Origin of the sequence: Amycolatopsis oliviviridis (assembly GCF_014654365.1) — a bacterium.
In the GTDB taxonomy this organism is placed as follows: Bacteria; Actinomycetota; Actinomycetes; order Mycobacteriales; family Pseudonocardiaceae; genus Amycolatopsis; species Amycolatopsis oliviviridis.
Genome location: NZ_BNAY01000002.1, coordinates 648,358 through 664,719 on the forward strand (window position 1 = coordinate 648,358; position 16,362 = coordinate 664,719).

Consider the following 16,362-nt stretch of genomic DNA (forward strand, 5'->3'; position numbering starts at 1 on the left):
TCATAGCAGCCGGTGACCCGATCAGGAGCGAGGAGCCAGACCCCGCACGTGCGCGAACGGATCCTCACCCGTCGGCAGCAGCGCGATGATCGGCGTCGTCAGCCCGTTGTCCACATAGGACTGGACCTGCTCGCGGCACGAGTCGAGACTGCCGTGGACGATCAGGTCGTCGACGACCTGGTCCGGGATGACCTGGTTCGCCTTCTGCCGGTCACCCGCGGCCCAGGCTTCGTGCATCGGCGCGAGCGCCTCGCCGCGGCCAAGCCAGTCGTGGAACGCCGCGTACACCGGCACGGTCAGGTAGCTCGAAATGAGCATCCGGCCGAGCCCGCGCGCGGCGGCCTTGTCCTCGGTGGGGCAGACGAAGATCCGTGCGGCCAGCTCGACGTCGGGGCCGATTTCGGCCCGCACCTTCGGCACGTCGGAGGCGGCGAGCCAGTTGGTGATGGCACCGTCGGCCTCTTTCGCGGCCAGCCGCAGCATCCCCGGCCGCAGCGCGGCGAGCATGATCGACGGCGGCGGGTCGGCGGGCCGTTCCAGCCGGAACTTGCTGACGGAGAAGGACTCGTACTCCTCGGAGACCTTCTCCCCCGCCAGCGCCGACCGCAGGAACCGCAGGGTGTCCCGTGACCGTGCGAACGGCGCCTCGAACTCGGCGGCGTTCCAGTTCTTCACGATCACCGGCGACGACGCGCCGATGCCGAGCACGAACCGGCCGGGCGCCAGTTCCGCGACGGTCGCCGCGCTCATCGCCAGCAACCCGGGCCCGCGCGTGTACACCGGCACGATCGCGGTGCCCAGCCGCAGCTGCGGCGCCCACTGCGAGGCGAGCACGAGCGGGGTGAAGGCGTCGTTGCCCGCCGTCTCGGCCGACCACGCGTCGGTGTAGCCGAGGTCCGGCAGTTCCCGCACCATTTCCTGGTGCGCCGCGAGCGGCACCCCGGTCAGCGGAATGGTGATGCCCCACCGTTTCATGCGTTCTCCTCGCTCTTGACCGCGTCACCGGACAGCTCGCGCACGATCCAGTCCACCTGCGTGCGCATCAGGTTCTCCGCGACCTCTTCGGCTTGCGGCGTCATATGCGTCGCGCCGGCCAGCGGCAGGAACACGTGCGGACGTCCCTTGGCCAGCAGTGCCGACGAAAGGCGCAACGAGTGGGCGACGAAAACGTTGTCGTCGGCCAGCCCGTGGACGATCAGCAGTGCCCGGGAAAGGTCACCGGCGCCGGCGATCAACGAGTTGTGCTCGTACGAGGCCGTGTCCTTCTGCGGAAGCCCGAGGTAGCGCTCGGTGTAGTGCGTGTCGTACAACGACCAGTCGGTCACGGGAGCGCCCGCGACACCGGCGTGGAAGACGTCCGGGCGGCGCAGGACGGCCAGCGCGGACAGGTAGCCGCCGTAGGACCAGCCGCGGATCGCGACCCGCTCCAGGTCCAGTTCCGGACGCAGTTCGGCCGCCGCGTGCAGGGCGTCGACCTGGTCGGCGAGGGTGACGTCGGCGAGTTTGCCCGCGATCTCCTTCTCCCAGGCGGAACCCCGGCCCGGTGTCCCGCGACCGTCGGCGACCAGCACCGCGAACCCCTGGTCCGCCAGCCATTGCGGGGTCAGGAAGGCGTTGCGGGTCTGCAGGACACGCTGGGCGTGCGGCCCGCCGTACGGGTCGAGCAGCACCGGGAGCTTGCCTTCGCTCTCCTCGTACCCGGTCGGCAGCACCAGCGCGGCCCGCAGGCCCCGCTCCCCCAGCGTCAGCCAGGTCAGGTTCGGGACGACGTCGGGGTCGACGGTGTGGGAACCGATGCGCGCCACCGTCTTCTCACCGGAGACGAGGGTCACCACCGGGCCGCTGCGTTCCAGGCTCCACGACGAAAGCACGGCCAGCGAAGCGTTCCCGGACCCGACGTGCACACCGTCCTCAGCGGACAGACGGCGGAGCTCGCCGCCTTCGGTGCGGAAGACGTGGATCTGCGTCGGGTCGGCTTCCGACGCGCTGAACAGCACCTCGTCGCCGACGTGCAGGACCGACCGCACCTGCAGTCCGGGCGGGGTGACCGCGACCCCGTCGACGACCAGCCGGTGGTCGCCGTCGGCGGCGCTCTCGCGCACCAGACGCCCGTCGGCGGTCCACGCCGGGACACCCGCGGCGAGTTCGACCCAGCACTCGTCGGTCTCGGTGTGCAGCACCTCGACCGAGCCGGTCGCCGGGTCGACCGCCTGGATCTCCAGCGTGCGCTGGTCCCGCGACTGCACGGACAGCAGCGGCTTGCCCGCCGCCGACCAGTGGACCGCCGCCAGGTACTCCCAGTCGGTCTTGGCGACGTCCACGCGCGAGCCGTCGAGGCCGAGGATCGCCAGCGTCACGTCCGCGTTCGTCGTCCCCGCCGCCGGATACGCGACGACGTTCGCCGCCGACTGCGGGTTGGCCGGATCGGCGATCGTCCAGCGCGGCACCTCAGCCCTGTCGGACCGCTCGACCAGCAGGCTCTTCCCGTCCGGGGCCCACCAGTACCCCCGCGTGCGGCCCATCTCCTCGGCCGCGATGAACTCCGCGAGCCCCCAGGCGATGTCCTCGCCGTCTTCCTCGACGAGCGCGCGGTCCGCGCCGGTGGCCCGGTCGATCACCCGCAGCCGCCGGTCGCGGACATAGGCGACGTGAGCGCCGTCCGGGCTGGGCCGCGGGTCGACGACCGAGCCCTCGACCAGCACGGACACTTCGCCGGTGACCAGATCGAGGGTGTGCAGCTTGCCCGAGAGCGAGAACGCGGCGACGGTGAAGGCGGCGTCGACCGCGTAGCCGACCACGCCACCGCCGGTCTCCCGGCTGCGCTCGCGGCGGGCCCGCTCCTCGGGCGGCAGGTCTTCTTCACCGGGCAGCAGCTCGGCCGCGTCGACCAGCTTCGTCTCCTCGCCCGACGCGACGTCGAACGACCACAGGCTGTGCCGCGGGTCGGTGCCGGACTCGGACCGCAGGAACAGGACACGGGAGCCGTCCGGGGCGACCTTGAACTCTTTCGGCGCGCCGAGGGTGAAGCGCTGAGTACGGGCCTGACGACGGAGGAACGGGAGATCTTCGAAGCTGGTGTCGGTCACCTCCGCACTCTTTCAGAAGATCAAGCGGGTACGCCAACGCCTTCGAGCTTCTTGAGCTCCGTCTCGGGATCGAAGCCGGCGGGCGGGAACTTCGGGTCCATCGCCTCGATCGTCTCGATCAGCAGCCGCGCGACCAGGTAGTTGCGGTACCACTTGTGGTCGGCGGGGACGGTATACCAGGGCGCGGTCGCCGTCGAGGTCTTGGCGAAGATGTCGGCGTAGGCCTTCTGGTAGTCGTTCCATTGGGCACGCGCGTCGAGGTCGGCGGGGTTGTACTTCCACCACTTCGCCGGGGTCTCCAGCCTCGCCTTGAGCCGCTTCAGCTGCTCCTCCGGCGAGATGTCGAGGAAGACCTTCACGACCGTCGTGCCCGCGTCGGTGAGCTCCTCCTCGAACGCGTTGATCTCGGCGTAGCGCTTCCGCCATTCCGCGGCGGGCACCAGCTTCTGCACCCGCGGGACCAGGATGTCCTCGTAATGGGAGCGGTCGAAGACGCCGACCTGCCCGGGCACGGGGAGCTGCTTGCGGATCCGCCACAGGTAGTGGTGGCGCCGCTCGGCCGCGGTCGGCTTCTTGAACCCCGCGTACCGCACACCCATCGGGTTGACCAGGCCGAGGACGTGTCCCACCGTGCCGCCCTTGCCGGAGGTGTCCATCCCCTGCAGGACCAGCAGCAGGCTCCGGCTCCCACCGCCGACGCCCTCGGCGTAAAGGGCCTCCTGCAGCTTCGCGAGCCTGGCCCCGGCGTCGGCGAGTTCTTCGAGCGCCTTGGGCTTCTTCTTCGGCCCGATCGGGAACGTGCCCGGGTCGTGCCGCTCGGTTCCCTTGCCGATCCTCAGCGTGTCCCGGACGGAGACGGTGTCCTTTTTCGCCATCCGGCGACGATAACCGCGGTCCGGCTCCCGCGCCTGCGGTGATCAAGTACGCGTCTGCATGATTTCTTCGCTCGAACGAGTCGATACGCAACGAACAACGGGTCAAAGCAACGTTTCCCGGATGAAGTCCACCACTGCGGCATCTAACCTGAACGCATGACGACCGCCGACTTCATCGCGCTCGACGAGCAGTGGAGCACGCACAATTACCACCCCCTGCCCGTGGTGATCGCCACCGCCGAAGGCGCTTCGGTCACCGACGTCGAGGGCAAGACCTACCTCGACTTCCTCTCCGGCTACTCCGCGCTGAACTTCGGGCACCGCCACCCGGGGCTGATCGCCGCCGCGGTCGAACAGTTCGGCCGGGTGACGCTGACCTCACGCGCCTTCCACCACGACCAGCTCGGACTGTTCTGCCGGGAACTCGCCGAGCTGACCGGTACCGAGATGACCCTGCCGATGAACTCCGGCGCGGAGGCCGTCGAATCCGCGGTGAAGATCGCCCGCAAGTGGGCGTACCGGGTCAAGGGCGTCCCCGACGGGACCGCCGAGATCGTCGTCGCCGGCTCGAACTTCCACGGCCGCACGACCACCATCGTGTCCTTCTCCACCGACGAGACCGCGCGCGCCGACTTCGGCCCGTTCACCCCGGGCTTCGTCACCGTCAAGTACGGCGACGCCGAAGCGCTGCGCGACGCCATCACCGAGCGCACCGCCGCGATCCTGCTGGAGCCGGTGCAGGGCGAGGCGGGCGTGATCGTGCCGCCCGCCGGCTACTTCGCCGAGGCGCGGCGGCTGTGCGACGAGCACAACGTCCTGCTGATCGCCGACGAGATCCAGTCCGGTCTCGCGCGCACCGGCACGGTCCTCGCCCTGGACCACGAGGGCGTGCGCGCCGACGTCTACACCCTGGGCAAGGCGCTCGGCGGCGGGATCATGCCGGTCTCGGCCGTGGTCGGCGGCAAGGACGTGCTCGGGGTGCTCCAGCCCGGCGAGCACGGCTCCACCTTCGGCGGGAACCCGGTCGCCTGCGCGATCGGACGGGCCGTGGTCGGGCTGCTCAAGACCGGCGAGTTCCAGGAGCGCTCGCGGGAACTGGGCGCCCACCTGCACTCCCGGCTCGGCGAACTGGTCGGGAACGGGCTGGCCGAGGTCCGCGGGCGCGGGCTCTGGGCGGGCATCGACATCGCGCCCGGCGGGCCGACCGGCCGGGAGGCGTCCACCGCGCTGGCCGAACGCGGCGTGCTGTGCAAGGAGACGCACGACCACACGCTGCGGATCGCGCCACCACTGGTGATCAGCCGCGAGGAACTCGACCGGGGTATCGACGCGATCACGGAGGTCGTCAGGACCCGGTGAACCTTTCGGGCGGCCGGTACGTTGGCTGTCCATGGGAGAAGCGCGGGAGTGGGTGGAGCGGCCGCTGGTCGGCACCGAGACGGTGACGCCGGAGGACTGGTTCGCGAAGGGCAAGGCACTGCGGGACAAGGCGCCGTCGTCCGCGCACGATCACGCGGCGGCGGGCGACGGCCGCCCCGGCGTGGCCGAGTTCTTCGCGCGGACCAACGAAGGCCGTCTGCCGGAGCTGGTGGAACTGCGGCGTGAGCGCATGCTCGCGTCGCCGTTCACTTTCTACCGCGGGGCCGCCGGGCTGATGGCCGCCGATCTGGCGGGCTCCCCGGCGTCCGGGCTGACGGCGCAGCTGTGCGGGGACGCGCACGCCGCGAACTTCGGGCTGTACGGCACGCCCGAAGGCCAGATCGTCATGGACATCAACGATTTCGACGAATCCGTGCCGGGCCCGTGGGAATGGGACCTCAAACGGCTCGCGGCGAGTCTCGTGCTGGCCGGGCGCGAGGGCGGCATCGGCGAGTCGGGCTGCCGTGAGGCCGCCGAGGACGCCGTGAAGTCGTACCGCCGCACGATCCGGGGCCTGGCGGAACTGCCGTTCCTGCGGTCGTGGAACGCGCTGCCGGACGCGTCGGTGCTGAGCAAGGTCCGCGCGCACGACCTGATCGACGACTTCGAGGAAGCGGCCGAGAAGGCGCGGAAGAACACCAGCGCCAAGGTCACCGCAAAGTGGACCCGGCGGATCGACGATCGCGAGACCGGCCTCGAACGGCACCGGTTCGTGGAAGACCCGCCGGTGCTCACCCACGTCGACGACGCGACGGCGGAAGCGGTCGTCACCGGCCTGGTGTCCTATGTGGACACGTTGCGCGAGTCGCGGCGGACGCTGATCTCGCGCTACCGGGTGTCCGATGTGGCCTTCCGGGTGGTCGGCACCGGCAGCGTCGGACTGCGCAGCTATGTCGCGCTGCTCCACGGGAACAGCGGCGAAGACCTTGTCCTGCAAGTGAAGCAGGCCAATCCGTCGGCGCTCGCGCCGTATCTCGGCCTGGCCGCGCCCGAGCACGAAGGCCGCCGGATCGTCGAAGGCGCGCGGCTCGTGCAGGCCGAAACCGACATCCTGCTCGGCTGGACGACCATCGACGGCGTGCCGTACATCGTGCGGCAGTTCCGCAACCTCAAGGGCGACATCGATCCGGCAGAGCTGAAGAAGGACCACCTCGACGACTACGGCCGTCTGGCGGGCGCGCTGCTGGCGCGGGCGCACGCGCGGTCACTGCATCCTCGGATGCTCGCGGGGTACTTCGAGGACGACGAAGACCTCGACGAGGCCATCGGGGCGTACGCGGTGCGGTACGCGGATCAGACCGAAGCGGACCACAAGACCTTCGCCGCCCTCTGACCCCTCGCGCCCCACGCATTTAGTCGACTAATTGCGTGGCTGGGAGGGCGTCACACGAGGGCCAGGACGTCGTCCGCGCATCCCCAAGCCAGCGTGATCCCCGCTCCCCCGTGCCCGTAGCAGTGCACGACGTCACCGTCCCGCTCCAGCCGCACCTGCGGGCGGAACGGCCGCAGGCCGACCTTCGCGCCCAGCACCGGCGCGCCGGCCAGCGCGGGCACGAGCTCCCGGCACCGCCGCACGATGTCCGCGGTCACCCCGGGATCGGGCTCGACGGAGTCGCGGCCCGGCTCCTGCGTGCCACCGCAGACGACGTGCCGCCCGTGCGGGATCACGTGGCGCAGCACCGGGGTGGACCCGTCGACGATCCATTCGGTCAGCCCCGGGTCGGCGAGATGGACGACCTGACCGCCGACCGGCACCACGGTGCTGTCGCCCGCCAGCCGCCCGGCGCCGAGCCCGGCCGCGTTCACCACGAGATCCGCGTCGAGGTCGTCCAGCCGCGAGACGGCGCGGTACTCGGTACGCACGCCCAGCCCGGCGACCCGGTCGGCGAGCCACGCGAGGTACACCGGCGTGTCGATCAGCGCGGTCGTGAAGGTGAGCCGTCCGGGTTCGTGGTCGAGGCCGGGCATCGAGAACGCCCAGGACGGCATGGGCGCCTCGCGGGGGATGAAGAAGGTCCCCCGCCTCAGGTGAACGCCGGGCGCGCCGAGCGAGCGGTAGTCCTCCAGGCTCGTCGTGGTCCAGCGATCGACCTGGTCGGAGCGCACCGAAAGCGGCGGGAAGAGCACGCCGCCCGCCACCGCCGACGTCGTCTCGCCGGGCGGGTCGGCGGTGATCACCGTGACCTCGTGCCCGGCCCCGGCCAGCCGGTACGCGCAGCTCAGCCCGATCACCCCGCCGCCGACCACCGTGATCCGCATCGAAAGCCCCCTTCCGCAAGCCGTCCCTGCATGGTGACTGATCGTCCGTCACGTAATCTCGCCGGATGAGCGGAAAGGCGCCGTACGGGCTCGTCGCGGTGACTTGCGCGGTGATCATGGTCGTGCTCGGGGTGCTGGTCTCCGGCGAAGGCCGTTCCGTTCCCGACGAACTCGCGGGCAAGTGGGTGGAACACGCCTTCGGCCGGGAACCCGACCTTCTCGGACTGCTCGTGCTGCCGACCGAGGCCTACGTCCTGATCCCCGTCGCGGCCATCGCCGTCGGCCTTTGCCTGGCCGGTCGGCGCAGGCTCGAAGCGGTGCTCACCGTCGTGGGACCGCTCCTCGCGATCCTCGCGAACAGCTGGGTGCTGAAACCGCTCTTCGGCCGGTGGAAGTACACCTACCTCGCCTATCCCAGCGGGCACACCGTCGCGCTGGTCGCGGTGCTGACCGTGCTCGTCCTGCTCGCCCGCCCCGGGCTCGCGACGGCCGTCATCTCGATCGTGGGCGCGGTGGTGCTCGCCGGGGTCACGATCGGCATGATCGGCTTCGGCTACCACTACCTGACCGACGTCGTGGGCGGCACGCTGTTCGCCGTCGCGACCGTCTGCGCCACCTGGGCACTGCTCAGCTGGGCTGCGCGGCGTCGCGAGCCAGTGCCGTCAGACGGCTGACGGCGCGCAGGTACTTCTTGCGGTAGCCGCCGTTCACCATCTCCTCGGTGAACAGCAGCGGCACCGGCTCGCCGGAGACCACCAGCGGGATCGCGCGGTCGTAGAGCCGGTCGGCGAAGGCGACCAGCCGCAGGCCGACGTTCTGGTCGGGAACCGGGTGGATGTCGCGCAGGTGCACCCGGGTCACGCCGTCGAGAAGCCTGCCGTAGCGCGAAGGGTGCAGCCCTCCCAGGTGGTCGCACAACGCGTCGAAATCGTCCACAGTAGACTCGGGATGCGCGGCGGCGGAGGCTTCCAGCTCCGCCGGGCTCGCGGGCGGCGGCGCGTCCGGCAGGCCGCGGTGACGGTAGTCCGGGCCGTCGACCCGGCAGACACCGAACTTGGCCGACAGCGACTGGATCTCCCGCAGGAAGTCCGCGGCGGCGAACCGGCCCTCGCCCAGTTTGTCCGGCAGCGTGTTGGAGGTCGCCGCCACGAACACCCCGGCGGAGATCAGCTCCTGCAGCAGCCGGGTGACGAGCATGGTGTCGCCGGGGTCGTCGAGTTCGAACTCGTCGATCGCCAGGAACCGGTGTTCGGACAGCCGCCGCACCGCCTCCGCGAACCCCAGGGCGCCGACGAGGTGGGTCAGCTCCACGAACGTCCCGTACGCCTTGGGCGAGGGCGTCTCGTGCCACGTCGAGGCGAGCAGGTGCGTCTTGCCGACGCCGAAGCCGCCGTCGAGGTAAAGCCCCCTCGGCCCGGACGGCGCCTCGTCCCCGCCGCCGAACAGCGCGCGCAGTTTCGACTTCGGCTTCCGGTTCGCTGTCTCCGCCACGCGCTTCGCGAACGCGCCACAGTCGACGACGGCCTCGGCCTGGCTCGGCTCGTCCGGATTGGGCACGTAAGTGGAGAACCGGACCGCGTCGAACCGGGGCGGCGGGACGAGCGCGGTGATCAGCTCGTCGGCGGACAGCTCCGGACGGCGATCGATCAGGCGGGCGGGCATTCGCCGAGAGTAACGGCACCGGGGTCGGCCGTTCACTCTCCCTGACCGGGCGTATCCCCCGCTCAGCGGTGCCGTCGGGCCCGTGCTGGGATGGTCGCGTGCAGCTTTTGTGGCCAACGACACCGGCGGATCCCGTCTCCGACGCCGATCTCGAACGGCTTTACGGGTACCCCGAGGACATGAGCGGTCCCTGGGTCCAGGTCAACTTCGTCAGCTCCGCCGACGGCGCCGTGGCGGTCGACGAGCTGTCCGAAGGGCTCTCGCACCCCGCGGACAAACGGATCTTCCTGATGGGGCGCCTGCTCTCCGACGTGATCCTGGTCGGCGCCGGCACCGCGCGCGCCGAGGGCTACCGCGGCGCGCGGATCACTCCCGCACGCGCCGCCCGCCGGGTCTCGCTCGGGCTGTCGGAGGTCCCGCCGATCGCGGTGGTGACCCGATCCGGTGATCTGGACCCCGAGGGCCCGTTGTTCACCGACACCAAGGTCGCCCCGATCGTCATCACCACCGAGAAGGCGCCTCGGTCCGCGCTGGAGCGCGCGGGTGCCGAAGTGCTCGTCGCCGGGACCGACGACGTCGACCTCCACCTCGCGCTCGCGCTGCTGGCCGAACGCGGGCTGCGCCGTGTCGACTGCGAGGGCGGGCCGGCGCTGTTCGCCGACCTGATCGCGGCCGACCTCGTCGACCAGCTGTGCCTGACCGTCGCCCCCCTGCTGGCGGGCGCGGGCGAGCGCCGGATCGCCGACGGCCGCCCGACGCCGGAACCGCGGCGGATGGACCTCGCGTCCGTGCTCTTCGAAGACGGCTTCACCATGCTGCGCTACCGCCGCCGGGAGGGCGGGTGAGAGAGCCCGCGCCGGTTCCGGACGAGGAACTGGCGGCCCGGGCCGCCGCCGGGGACCACGGTGCCTTCGACACCTTGGTGCGGCGGCACACGGCCCGGATGTACCGCGTGGCGCTGCGGATCACCGGCAGCACGGCGGAGGCCGAGGACGTCGTCCAGGAGGCCTGGCTTTCGGCGTGGCGCGCACTGCCCGGGTTCCGCTACGAGTCCGCGGTGTCCACCTGGCTCTACCGGGTGACGACGAACGGCGCGCTCAGGCAGGTCCGGCGCCGGAAACCGACCGTGCCGCTCGACGAGGGCGACGCGGGCATCGTGCCCGGTCCGGAGGGCCAAGTGGTGAGCGCCGAACAGGTCGACACGGTGCTGCGGGCGATCTCGGAACTCGACGTCGGCCAGCGGATCCCGCTGATTCTGCGAGAATTCGAAGGGTTGACCTACGAAGAGGTGGCCGAGGTGCTGGAAGTGAGCGTGCCCGCGCTGCGCGCCCGCCTGCACCGCGCGAGGGTGGCGCTGCTGGCGAAACTCGGCGACAACTTCCGACCCCGGGAACGGTGATGAGCGAGGATCCGCGCGACGACCCCCGGTGGGAACAGGTGCGCACCGCCGCGAGCCGCCCGGTGCCGACGCCGCCAGGCCTCGTCGAACGGGTGCTCCGCTCGGTCGGCGGCGTGCGCGGCAAGCACACGACCCCTCCCCTCGACCTGCCCTCGGCGGGCGGGAAGACCCAGGTGTCGGAACGCGCGCTGGTGCTGATGACCAGGAAGCTCGCCGCCGAGATCGGCCGCGAGCTCGGCGGGGTCCACGTCTCGGCCGTCGCGCTCGAGGGGGACGTGCTCCAGGTGCTGGTGACGGTCCGGTTCGGCGTCGAGGCGGCGGTCGCGGAACTGCTGCGGCACCGCGTCGGCGCGGCGCTGACCGAACAGCTCGGCTCGGCGCCGCCCGCGATCAACGTCCACGTCGTCGACGTCCACCCCGACTGACCACAGGTGGGTCGACCCCGCCGGTCCAGGACAGAAGTGGCGCGGGTGGCTCCGCCGCGTGAAGGCCCCCTTCACGCGGCTCAGCCGTGGAAACTCGACCTTCACACCTTGCCGAAGTACATGAAGGCCCCCTTACTTGCGCCTGGCGCAAGTAAGGGGGCCTTCATGTACTTCGAGGGCCGAGTCGCCGGTGCACCCCGCCCCACCTCCGGAAGGTGAACCCCGGAACTGATTACCCCATCCGGGGGACATCGCGTGACGACTCGGCATGCGCGCGTGTCCTGGTCGGTGAGAGCGTAGGGACCGCCGCGCGCGCAGGTCGCGCGGCACAGGCCGAGAAGGAGCGAACTTCATGGCGCAGCCGAGCGCGAGCAAGCCCGACACCCCCTCGGTGGGGGCGGGGTCGGGGTCGTCCCTGAACGAGGAAGGAGCCGCCGGCAAGACCACGATCTCGTCGGTGGTGGTGCAGAAGGTGGCGGGCCTCGCCACCCGCGAGGTCACCGGGATCCACGCGCTGGGCGGCGGGGTTTCGCGGGCCTTCGGCGCGATCCGCGAGCGCATCCCCGGTTCCGGCACGGTCACCACGTCCGGTGTCTCGGTCGAGGTCGGCGAGAAGCAGGCCGCGATCGACCTCGACGTCGTCGTCGAGTACGGCGCGCGCATCGTCGACGTCGCCCGCGCGGTGCGCCGCAACGTGATCGGCCAGGTCGAGCAGATCACCGGCCTCGAGGTGATCGAGGTCAACATCGCGGTCAACGACATCCACCTGCCCGACGAGAACGGCGGCGAGACCGAGACCTCGCGGGTCGAGTGATGAACGGGACCCAGACCGGCCTGCTCGCCGGCCTCATCCTCGGCCTCGCCGCGACCCAGGGCTTCACCGCGTTCCTGGTGACGCTGGCCGTCGGCGTCATCGGCCTCGTCCTCGGCCGCGTGCTCGACGGCGAACTCGACCTCGGCGACCTGTTCGGCCGGGGCCGCGACAAATGACCGTCCCGTCCGAACCGGAGGACCGCGGCACCCTCACCATCGCGCCGTCCGTGGTCCGCAAGATCGCGCAGCACGCCGCGGACCAGGTCGACGGGACCACCCGCGCCGAGCGGCGGATCGCTGGACTCGGGCTGGGGACACACGGCGCGAGCGCGAAGGTCGGCGGTGAGGGCAACGACGTCGACCTCGTGCTCGACGTCGCTCTGCACTACCCGGCGCCGGTGCGGCGGATCGTCGGCGATCTGCGCACCCGGGTCACCGAGGAGGTCGAGCGGATCACCTCGTACCAGGTCCGGGACATCTCGGTGACGGTCTCCGCGCTCCTGCCCGACATCGCGCCCCGCGTCCGCTAGAAGGAGCACCGGTATGCGTTTGTTCGTCCGCCTGCTGTCCGCCCTGATCGGGCTGGCGCTGGCCGCCGCCGGGGTCCTGCTGGTCTTGGAGGTGGGCTGGGGCTGGTGGCGGCCCGGGCGAGGGCCGCTGTTCGTCCCGTGGGACGACTGGCGCGACAGGCTCGCGGCCCTGTCCTGGAACACCGATGAGGTCCGCTACGTCGCGATAGCCGTCGCGGTCGTGGGGCTCCTGCTGATCCTGGCGTCGGCCTCGGCCGGGCGGCGCGCCATCCGGCTGACCGATCCGGCGAACGAGGTCAGCGTGACCACGTCGCCGCGTTCGCTGGCTCGGCTGGTCGGGGTGACCGTGCGCGCGCAGGACAACGTCGCGGGCGCGAAGGTCACCGCCACCGCCAAGAAGATCCGTGTCCGCGCGACGAGCAGGCTGGAAACCGAAGGCGAGCTGCGGCCGCGGCTGCTGGAAACGGTCTCCGGTCTGCTCGACGACGTCCCCCTGGTGCGGCGGCCGAAGGTGTCGGTCGTCGTCGACTCCCCGAAGGACCGCCGATGACCCGTTCGGTCTCCGCCAAGGCACTCGGCCGGTCCACCGGCACGGAACGGACGCTGACCGTCCTCATCGGACTGCTCGCGCTGCTCGGCGGCGCGGCGGTCCTCGTGATCGGCGCCGGCTGGCTCGGCACGTACCGCGCGAACCGTTCGCTCGTCGACCCGATCGCGCTCGACTGGCTCGTCCGGAACGCGCTCGCCGCCCGGATCGGCGCGATCGTGCTCGGCGTCCTCCTGCTGTGGCTGGGATTGTGGTGGTTCTTCCGGTCGCTGCGCCCGGAAGGCCGTCCGGACCTCGAACTCGACGACGACCTCGTGGTGACCTCCTCGGCCATCTCCGAGGCCGTCCGCCTCGACGCCGAGACGATCGACGGCGTCGGGCGCGCCCGGGTCCGCGCGGTCGGCGACAAGGAGAACCCGGCGTTGCGGATCACGCTCTGGCTGGGCGAGGGCACCGACCTGAAACGGGTCTGGGAACAGCTCGATCTCACCGTGCTGGCCAGGGCCCGGGAGTCACTCGGGGTCGACGTGCTGCCCACCGCGGTCCGGATCGAACTCGACACGGCAGCACCGCAACGGGTGCGCTGACCGCGTCCTTGCGGCAAGAATGGCCGTCATGTCGCTTCCCTTGACGCCGCCGGTCAAACCGATGCTCGCCAAACCGGCGAAGGCGATCCCCGATTCCGGCGGGCTGTTGTTCGAGCCGAAATGGGACGGGTACCGATGCCTGGTGTTCCGCGACGGGGACGAACTGACGTTGCAGTCGCGGTCGGAGAAGCCGCTCAACCGCTACTTCCCCGAGGTCATCGAGCGGCTGAAGGCGACGCTGCCCGAGCGGATCGTGCTCGACGGCGAACTCGTCGTCGGCCGGGACGGGAAGCTGGACTTCGACGCGCTGACCGACCGGATCCACCCCGCCGAGAGCCGGATCAAGCTGCTGGCCGAGCAGACCCCGGCGGAGTTCGTCGCGTTCGACCTGCTGGCGCTCGGCGACGAGTCCTATCTGGACGAACCGACGTCGAAGCGGCGGGAAAGGCTGGAGAAACTGGCCTCGGACGGCATCCACCTGACCCCGGCCACCTCGGATCCGGCGATCGCGCGGCACTGGTTCGAACTGTTCGAGGGCGCGGGGCTCGACGGCGTCATCGGCAAGCCGCTCGACGAGCCGTACACGCCCGGCAAACGTGTCCTGCTGAAGTACAAGCACTCGCGCACCGCCGACTGCGTGCTCGCGGGACTGCGCTGGCACGTCGACGGCGAAGAGGGCGAGATGGTCGGCTCGTTCCTGCTCGGGCTCTACGACGAGGACGGCGTGCTGCACCACCCCGGTGTCGTCGGATCGTTCCCGGTCACCCGGCGGCGTGAACTGGCCGAGGAGCTGGCGCCGCTGATCACCGACGGCGCCGATCACCCCTGGCTGGGCGACAACGTGCGGGAGCACCAGCGGATCCCCGGCGGGATCACCCGGTGGAAGTCCAAGGAAGCCCCGTGGGTGCCGCTGAAGCTGGAGAAGGTGGTCGAGGTCGGCTACGAGCACACGGAGGGCGGATACCCGTCGCGGTTCCGCCACACCGCGCAGTTCAAGCGCTGGCGTCCCGACCGCGAGCCGGACTCCTGCACGTACGCGCAGCTCGACGAGGTCGCCCGCTACGACCTGGACGCGGTGTTCCGCGGCGAGGTGAAACGCACCCGCTAACGGTGTCCTGACACGTCACCTGCGAAGCTTTCCACTGAGCTTTTGTCATGCCCGGAAAGTGAGGACCAGCCCGTGCGCCCCGCCAGCACCGTCCGCCGCAGGCCACGGCTGATCCTGATGACGACCGTGGCCGCGGCCGTGCTCGCGGGCTGCACGGCCGGGCCGTCGGTCCGGCCTGCGGTGATCGACAACGACGGCAAGCCCGACCCCGGTAACGCGACGTCCGCGCAGCCGGTGCCGCTGCCGCCGCTCACCGAGCCGCAGTCGCCGTCGATCAAATGGGACGACTGCGACGAGGCGACCCGGCAGCGGCTGGGCCAGCCGTCCGTGCCGGACACGCTGAAGTTCTCCTGCGCCAGGGTGCCCACCACGCTCGACGCGCCGGACCTGCCCGGTCGCGGGCTCTCGCGGCTGTCGGTGGTCAAGACCGGGGGCGGGCCGATCCCGCTCGTCGTGGTCAACGACGTCGACGGTGAACCGGGATCGCTGTACGCCGCGCGGCTGGCCGCGACGCTGCCGCCCGAGTTCCTGCAGAAGTTCTCGCTGATCGGCGTGGACCGGCGCGGAACCGGCACGTCCGCGCCGGTGCAGTGCGTCCCGGCGGAGATCCGCACTGACCTGCTCGGCGGCGACCCGGCGGCAGGCGACCTCGAAAGCGTCGTCGACGCGGCGCGCAAGGCGGGCCAGCAATGCGCCATCGAACTGGACGACTCGCAGGTCGCGATGGACAGCTGGCGGGCCGCGGGCGACCTCGAAGAGCTCCGGCAGCAACTGGGGATGGACAAGCTGCACGCGCTGGGACGCGGTGACGGTTCGAAGGTCCTCGCCGAATACGCCGTGCGGTTCCCGGCGCAGGTCGGCCGGGTCATGCTCGACGGGCTGCCCGACCCGGCTCCCGACGGCGCCGCCGTCCAGGAATCCGTCGCCGCCGGCGCGCAGGCCACGCTCGACGCGTTCGGCGCCGACTGCATCGCCAGGGGCTGCCCGATCGGCGACGCGCGTTCGGCCGTGACCGCCGTCGCCGACAGGCTTCGTTCCGCGCCCGCGACCACCACCGACGGGGCGGAGATCACGCCGGGGATCGCGCTGTACGCCGTCTACTCCGGGCTCGCGCAGCGCTCGCGCTGGGTGGAACTCGCCGAAGCGCTCAAGTCCGCGCAGGCAGGCGACGTCACGCCGCTGGCCGCGTTCGCCGAGCCGGTGCTGAAGGACACCCGGGCACGGCCGTCGCGGCTGGACGGCACGCTCGCGACCAAATGCAACGACAGCGCGACCCGGCTCTCGGCCGAAGAACTCACGCGGGTGACCACGACCCTGCGCGACAAGCACCCGCAGTTCGGCGTCTTCGCCGCGCAGCAGCTGGCGTGGTGCAGCCCGTGGCCCGTGCGCCGCGAACCGCTCCCGCCCGCCGGCGCCCCGGGTGCCCCGCCGATCCTCGTCGCGGGCACCGCGACCGACCCGGTCACACCGGAACAGGGCACCGGCCGGGCCGCCGATCAGATGCCGAGTTCGGTGACGATCACCTGGCAGGGCGCCGGGCACGGCGCGCTGAGCCTCTCCCCCTGCGTCGCCGACGCGACGCGGGCGTTCCTGATCGACGGGAAGGTCCCCGTCGACGGCACCCTCTGCCCGGCCTGATCACTCAGGCTCTC

The 16,362-nt window shown here is 71.2% G+C and carries 18 protein-coding genes; 13 read left to right on the forward strand and 5 right to left on the reverse strand.

Translation table 11 applies throughout. The features are described 5' to 3' along the window. Window positions 1–21: 21 nt before the first annotated feature. Genes IE302_RS10140 through IE302_RS10150 form a run of 3 tightly spaced genes read right to left on the reverse strand, consistent with a single transcriptional unit; the run spans window position 22 to window position 3,961 of the window. A complete protein-coding gene (locus IE302_RS10140; protein WP_191254116.1) occupies window positions 22–975 on the reverse strand; it encodes an LLM class F420-dependent oxidoreductase in 954 nt (317 codons plus the stop codon). Further along, window positions 972–3,086, reverse strand: coding sequence for a S9 family peptidase (locus IE302_RS10145; protein WP_191254118.1), 2,115 nt, complete (start codon window positions 3,084–3,086; stop codon window positions 972–974). The genes IE302_RS10140 and IE302_RS10145 overlap by 4 nt, the downstream gene beginning before the upstream one ends. 20 nt (window positions 3,087–3,106) lie before the next feature. Beyond that, window positions 3,107–3,961, reverse strand: a complete 855-nt coding sequence (locus IE302_RS10150) for a PPK2 family polyphosphate kinase (protein WP_191254120.1) — start codon at window positions 3,959–3,961, stop codon at window positions 3,107–3,109. A 156-nt stretch (window positions 3,962–4,117) separates the two neighbouring features. Between IE302_RS10150 and rocD the strand changes: the two genes are divergently transcribed. Beyond that, complete coding sequence (gene rocD, locus IE302_RS10155) at window positions 4,118–5,320, forward strand: ornithine--oxo-acid transaminase (protein WP_191254122.1); 1,203 nt, start codon at window positions 4,118–4,120, stop codon at window positions 5,318–5,320. Between the two features lie 31 nt (window positions 5,321–5,351). After that, the gene (locus IE302_RS10160) at window positions 5,352–6,713 is read left to right on the forward strand and encodes a DUF2252 domain-containing protein (RefSeq protein WP_191254125.1); all 1,362 of its coding nucleotides are present in this window, start codon (window positions 5,352–5,354) and stop codon (window positions 6,711–6,713) included. Between the two features lie 50 nt (window positions 6,714–6,763). On the opposite strand, the gene IE302_RS10165 is transcribed toward IE302_RS10160, so the two are convergent. Further along, window positions 6,764–7,639 (reverse strand): FAD-dependent oxidoreductase, encoded by an 876-nt coding sequence (locus tag IE302_RS10165; RefSeq protein ID WP_191254127.1) that lies wholly within the window; start codon window positions 7,637–7,639, stop codon window positions 6,764–6,766. Window positions 7,640–7,704: 65 nt separating this feature from the next. Between IE302_RS10165 and IE302_RS10170 the strand changes: the two genes are divergently transcribed. Next, window positions 7,705–8,313 carry a phosphatase PAP2 family protein gene (locus tag IE302_RS10170; protein WP_191254129.1) on the forward strand — a complete coding sequence of 203 codons (609 nt, stop codon included), beginning with the start codon at window positions 7,705–7,707 and terminating at the stop codon, window positions 8,311–8,313. Here the strand turns inward: IE302_RS10170 and zapE are convergent. Continuing rightward, window positions 8,267–9,301 (reverse strand): cell division protein ZapE, encoded by a 1,035-nt coding sequence (gene zapE / locus IE302_RS10175; RefSeq protein WP_191254137.1) that lies wholly within the window; start codon window positions 9,299–9,301, stop codon window positions 8,267–8,269. The genes IE302_RS10170 and zapE overlap by 47 nt on opposite strands. A gap of 98 nt (window positions 9,302–9,399) precedes the next feature. On the opposite strand from zapE, the gene IE302_RS10180 reads away from it, so the two are divergent. The 10 genes from IE302_RS10180 (at window position 9,400) to IE302_RS10225 (ending at window position 16,348) form a co-directional block, all read left to right on the forward strand. Then, window positions 9,400–10,146: a pyrimidine reductase family protein gene (locus IE302_RS10180; protein WP_191254139.1), complete on the forward strand. Its 747-nt coding sequence runs from the start codon at window positions 9,400–9,402 to the stop codon at window positions 10,144–10,146. Next, a complete protein-coding gene (locus tag IE302_RS10185) occupies window positions 10,143–10,700 on the forward strand; it encodes an RNA polymerase sigma factor (RefSeq protein ID WP_191254141.1) in 558 nt (185 codons plus the stop codon). Before IE302_RS10180 ends, IE302_RS10185 begins: the two co-directional genes overlap by 4 nt. Continuing rightward, window positions 10,700–11,125 carry an Asp23/Gls24 family envelope stress response protein gene (locus IE302_RS10190; RefSeq protein WP_191254143.1) on the forward strand — a complete coding sequence of 142 codons (426 nt, stop codon included), beginning with the start codon at window positions 10,700–10,702 and terminating at the stop codon, window positions 11,123–11,125. The genes IE302_RS10185 and IE302_RS10190 overlap by 1 nt, the downstream gene beginning before the upstream one ends. 352 nt (window positions 11,126–11,477) lie before the next feature. Next, window positions 11,478–11,939 (forward strand): Asp23/Gls24 family envelope stress response protein, encoded by a 462-nt coding sequence (locus tag IE302_RS10195; protein WP_016333020.1) that lies wholly within the window; start codon window positions 11,478–11,480, stop codon window positions 11,937–11,939. Continuing rightward, a complete protein-coding gene (locus tag IE302_RS10200) occupies window positions 11,939–12,115 on the forward strand; it encodes a hypothetical protein (protein WP_005157087.1) in 177 nt (58 codons plus the stop codon). Before IE302_RS10195 ends, IE302_RS10200 begins: the two co-directional genes overlap by 1 nt. Beyond that, window positions 12,112–12,468, forward strand: coding sequence for an Asp23/Gls24 family envelope stress response protein (locus IE302_RS10205; protein WP_191254145.1), 357 nt, complete (start codon window positions 12,112–12,114; stop codon window positions 12,466–12,468). Before IE302_RS10200 ends, IE302_RS10205 begins: the two co-directional genes overlap by 4 nt. A 13-nt stretch (window positions 12,469–12,481) precedes the next feature. Further along, entirely contained in the window at window positions 12,482–13,018 is a 537-nt protein-coding gene (locus tag IE302_RS10210) for a DUF6286 domain-containing protein (protein ID WP_191254147.1), read from the forward strand. After that, window positions 13,015–13,602, forward strand: a complete 588-nt coding sequence (locus tag IE302_RS10215) for an alkaline shock response membrane anchor protein AmaP (RefSeq protein WP_191254149.1) — start codon at window positions 13,015–13,017, stop codon at window positions 13,600–13,602. The genes IE302_RS10210 and IE302_RS10215 overlap by 4 nt, the downstream gene beginning before the upstream one ends. 28 nt (window positions 13,603–13,630) lie before the next feature. After that, window positions 13,631–14,710 (forward strand): ATP-dependent DNA ligase, encoded by a 1,080-nt coding sequence (locus IE302_RS10220; protein ID WP_191254151.1) that lies wholly within the window; start codon window positions 13,631–13,633, stop codon window positions 14,708–14,710. A gap of 72 nt (window positions 14,711–14,782) precedes the next feature. Beyond that, on the forward strand, window positions 14,783–16,348 hold the full coding sequence (locus tag IE302_RS10225) for an alpha/beta hydrolase (RefSeq protein ID WP_191254153.1): 1,566 nt from the start codon (window positions 14,783–14,785) through the stop codon (window positions 16,346–16,348). The last annotated feature ends 14 nt before the right edge of the window (window positions 16,349–16,362 follow it).

What these genes read in the sequence shown, in the direction of transcription:
- IE302_RS10160 (WP_191254125.1), top strand. Translation starts at nt 5,352, where the DNA reads ATGGGAGAAGCGCGGGAGTGGGTGGAGCGGCCGCTGGTCGGCACCGAG.
- zapE (WP_191254137.1), bottom strand. Translation starts at nt 9,301, where the DNA reads ATGCCCGCCCGCCTGATCGATCGCCGTCCGGAGCTGTCCGCCGACGAG.
- IE302_RS10190 (WP_191254143.1), top strand. Translation starts at nt 10,700, where the DNA reads ATGAGCGAGGATCCGCGCGACGACCCCCGGTGGGAACAGGTGCGCACC.
- IE302_RS10215 (WP_191254149.1), top strand. Translation starts at nt 13,015, where the DNA reads ATGACCCGTTCGGTCTCCGCCAAGGCACTCGGCCGGTCCACCGGCACG.
- IE302_RS10165 (WP_191254127.1), bottom strand. Translation starts at nt 7,639, where the DNA reads ATGCGGATCACGGTGGTCGGCGGCGGGGTGATCGGGCTGAGCTGCGCG.
- IE302_RS10220 (WP_191254151.1), top strand. Translation starts at nt 13,631, where the DNA reads ATGTCGCTTCCCTTGACGCCGCCGGTCAAACCGATGCTCGCCAAACCG.
- IE302_RS10170 (WP_191254129.1), top strand. Translation starts at nt 7,705, where the DNA reads ATGAGCGGAAAGGCGCCGTACGGGCTCGTCGCGGTGACTTGCGCGGTG.
- IE302_RS10195 (WP_016333020.1), top strand. Translation starts at nt 11,478, where the DNA reads ATGGCGCAGCCGAGCGCGAGCAAGCCCGACACCCCCTCGGTGGGGGCG.
- rocD (WP_191254122.1), top strand. Translation starts at nt 4,118, where the DNA reads ATGACGACCGCCGACTTCATCGCGCTCGACGAGCAGTGGAGCACGCAC.
- IE302_RS10150 (WP_191254120.1), bottom strand. Translation starts at nt 3,961, where the DNA reads ATGGCGAAAAAGGACACCGTCTCCGTCCGGGACACGCTGAGGATCGGC.
- IE302_RS10205 (WP_191254145.1), top strand. Translation starts at nt 12,112, where the DNA reads ATGACCGTCCCGTCCGAACCGGAGGACCGCGGCACCCTCACCATCGCG.
- IE302_RS10200 (WP_005157087.1), top strand. Translation starts at nt 11,939, where the DNA reads ATGAACGGGACCCAGACCGGCCTGCTCGCCGGCCTCATCCTCGGCCTC.
- IE302_RS10140 (WP_191254116.1), bottom strand. Translation starts at nt 975, where the DNA reads ATGAAACGGTGGGGCATCACCATTCCGCTGACCGGGGTGCCGCTCGCG.
- IE302_RS10210 (WP_191254147.1), top strand. Translation starts at nt 12,482, where the DNA reads ATGCGTTTGTTCGTCCGCCTGCTGTCCGCCCTGATCGGGCTGGCGCTG.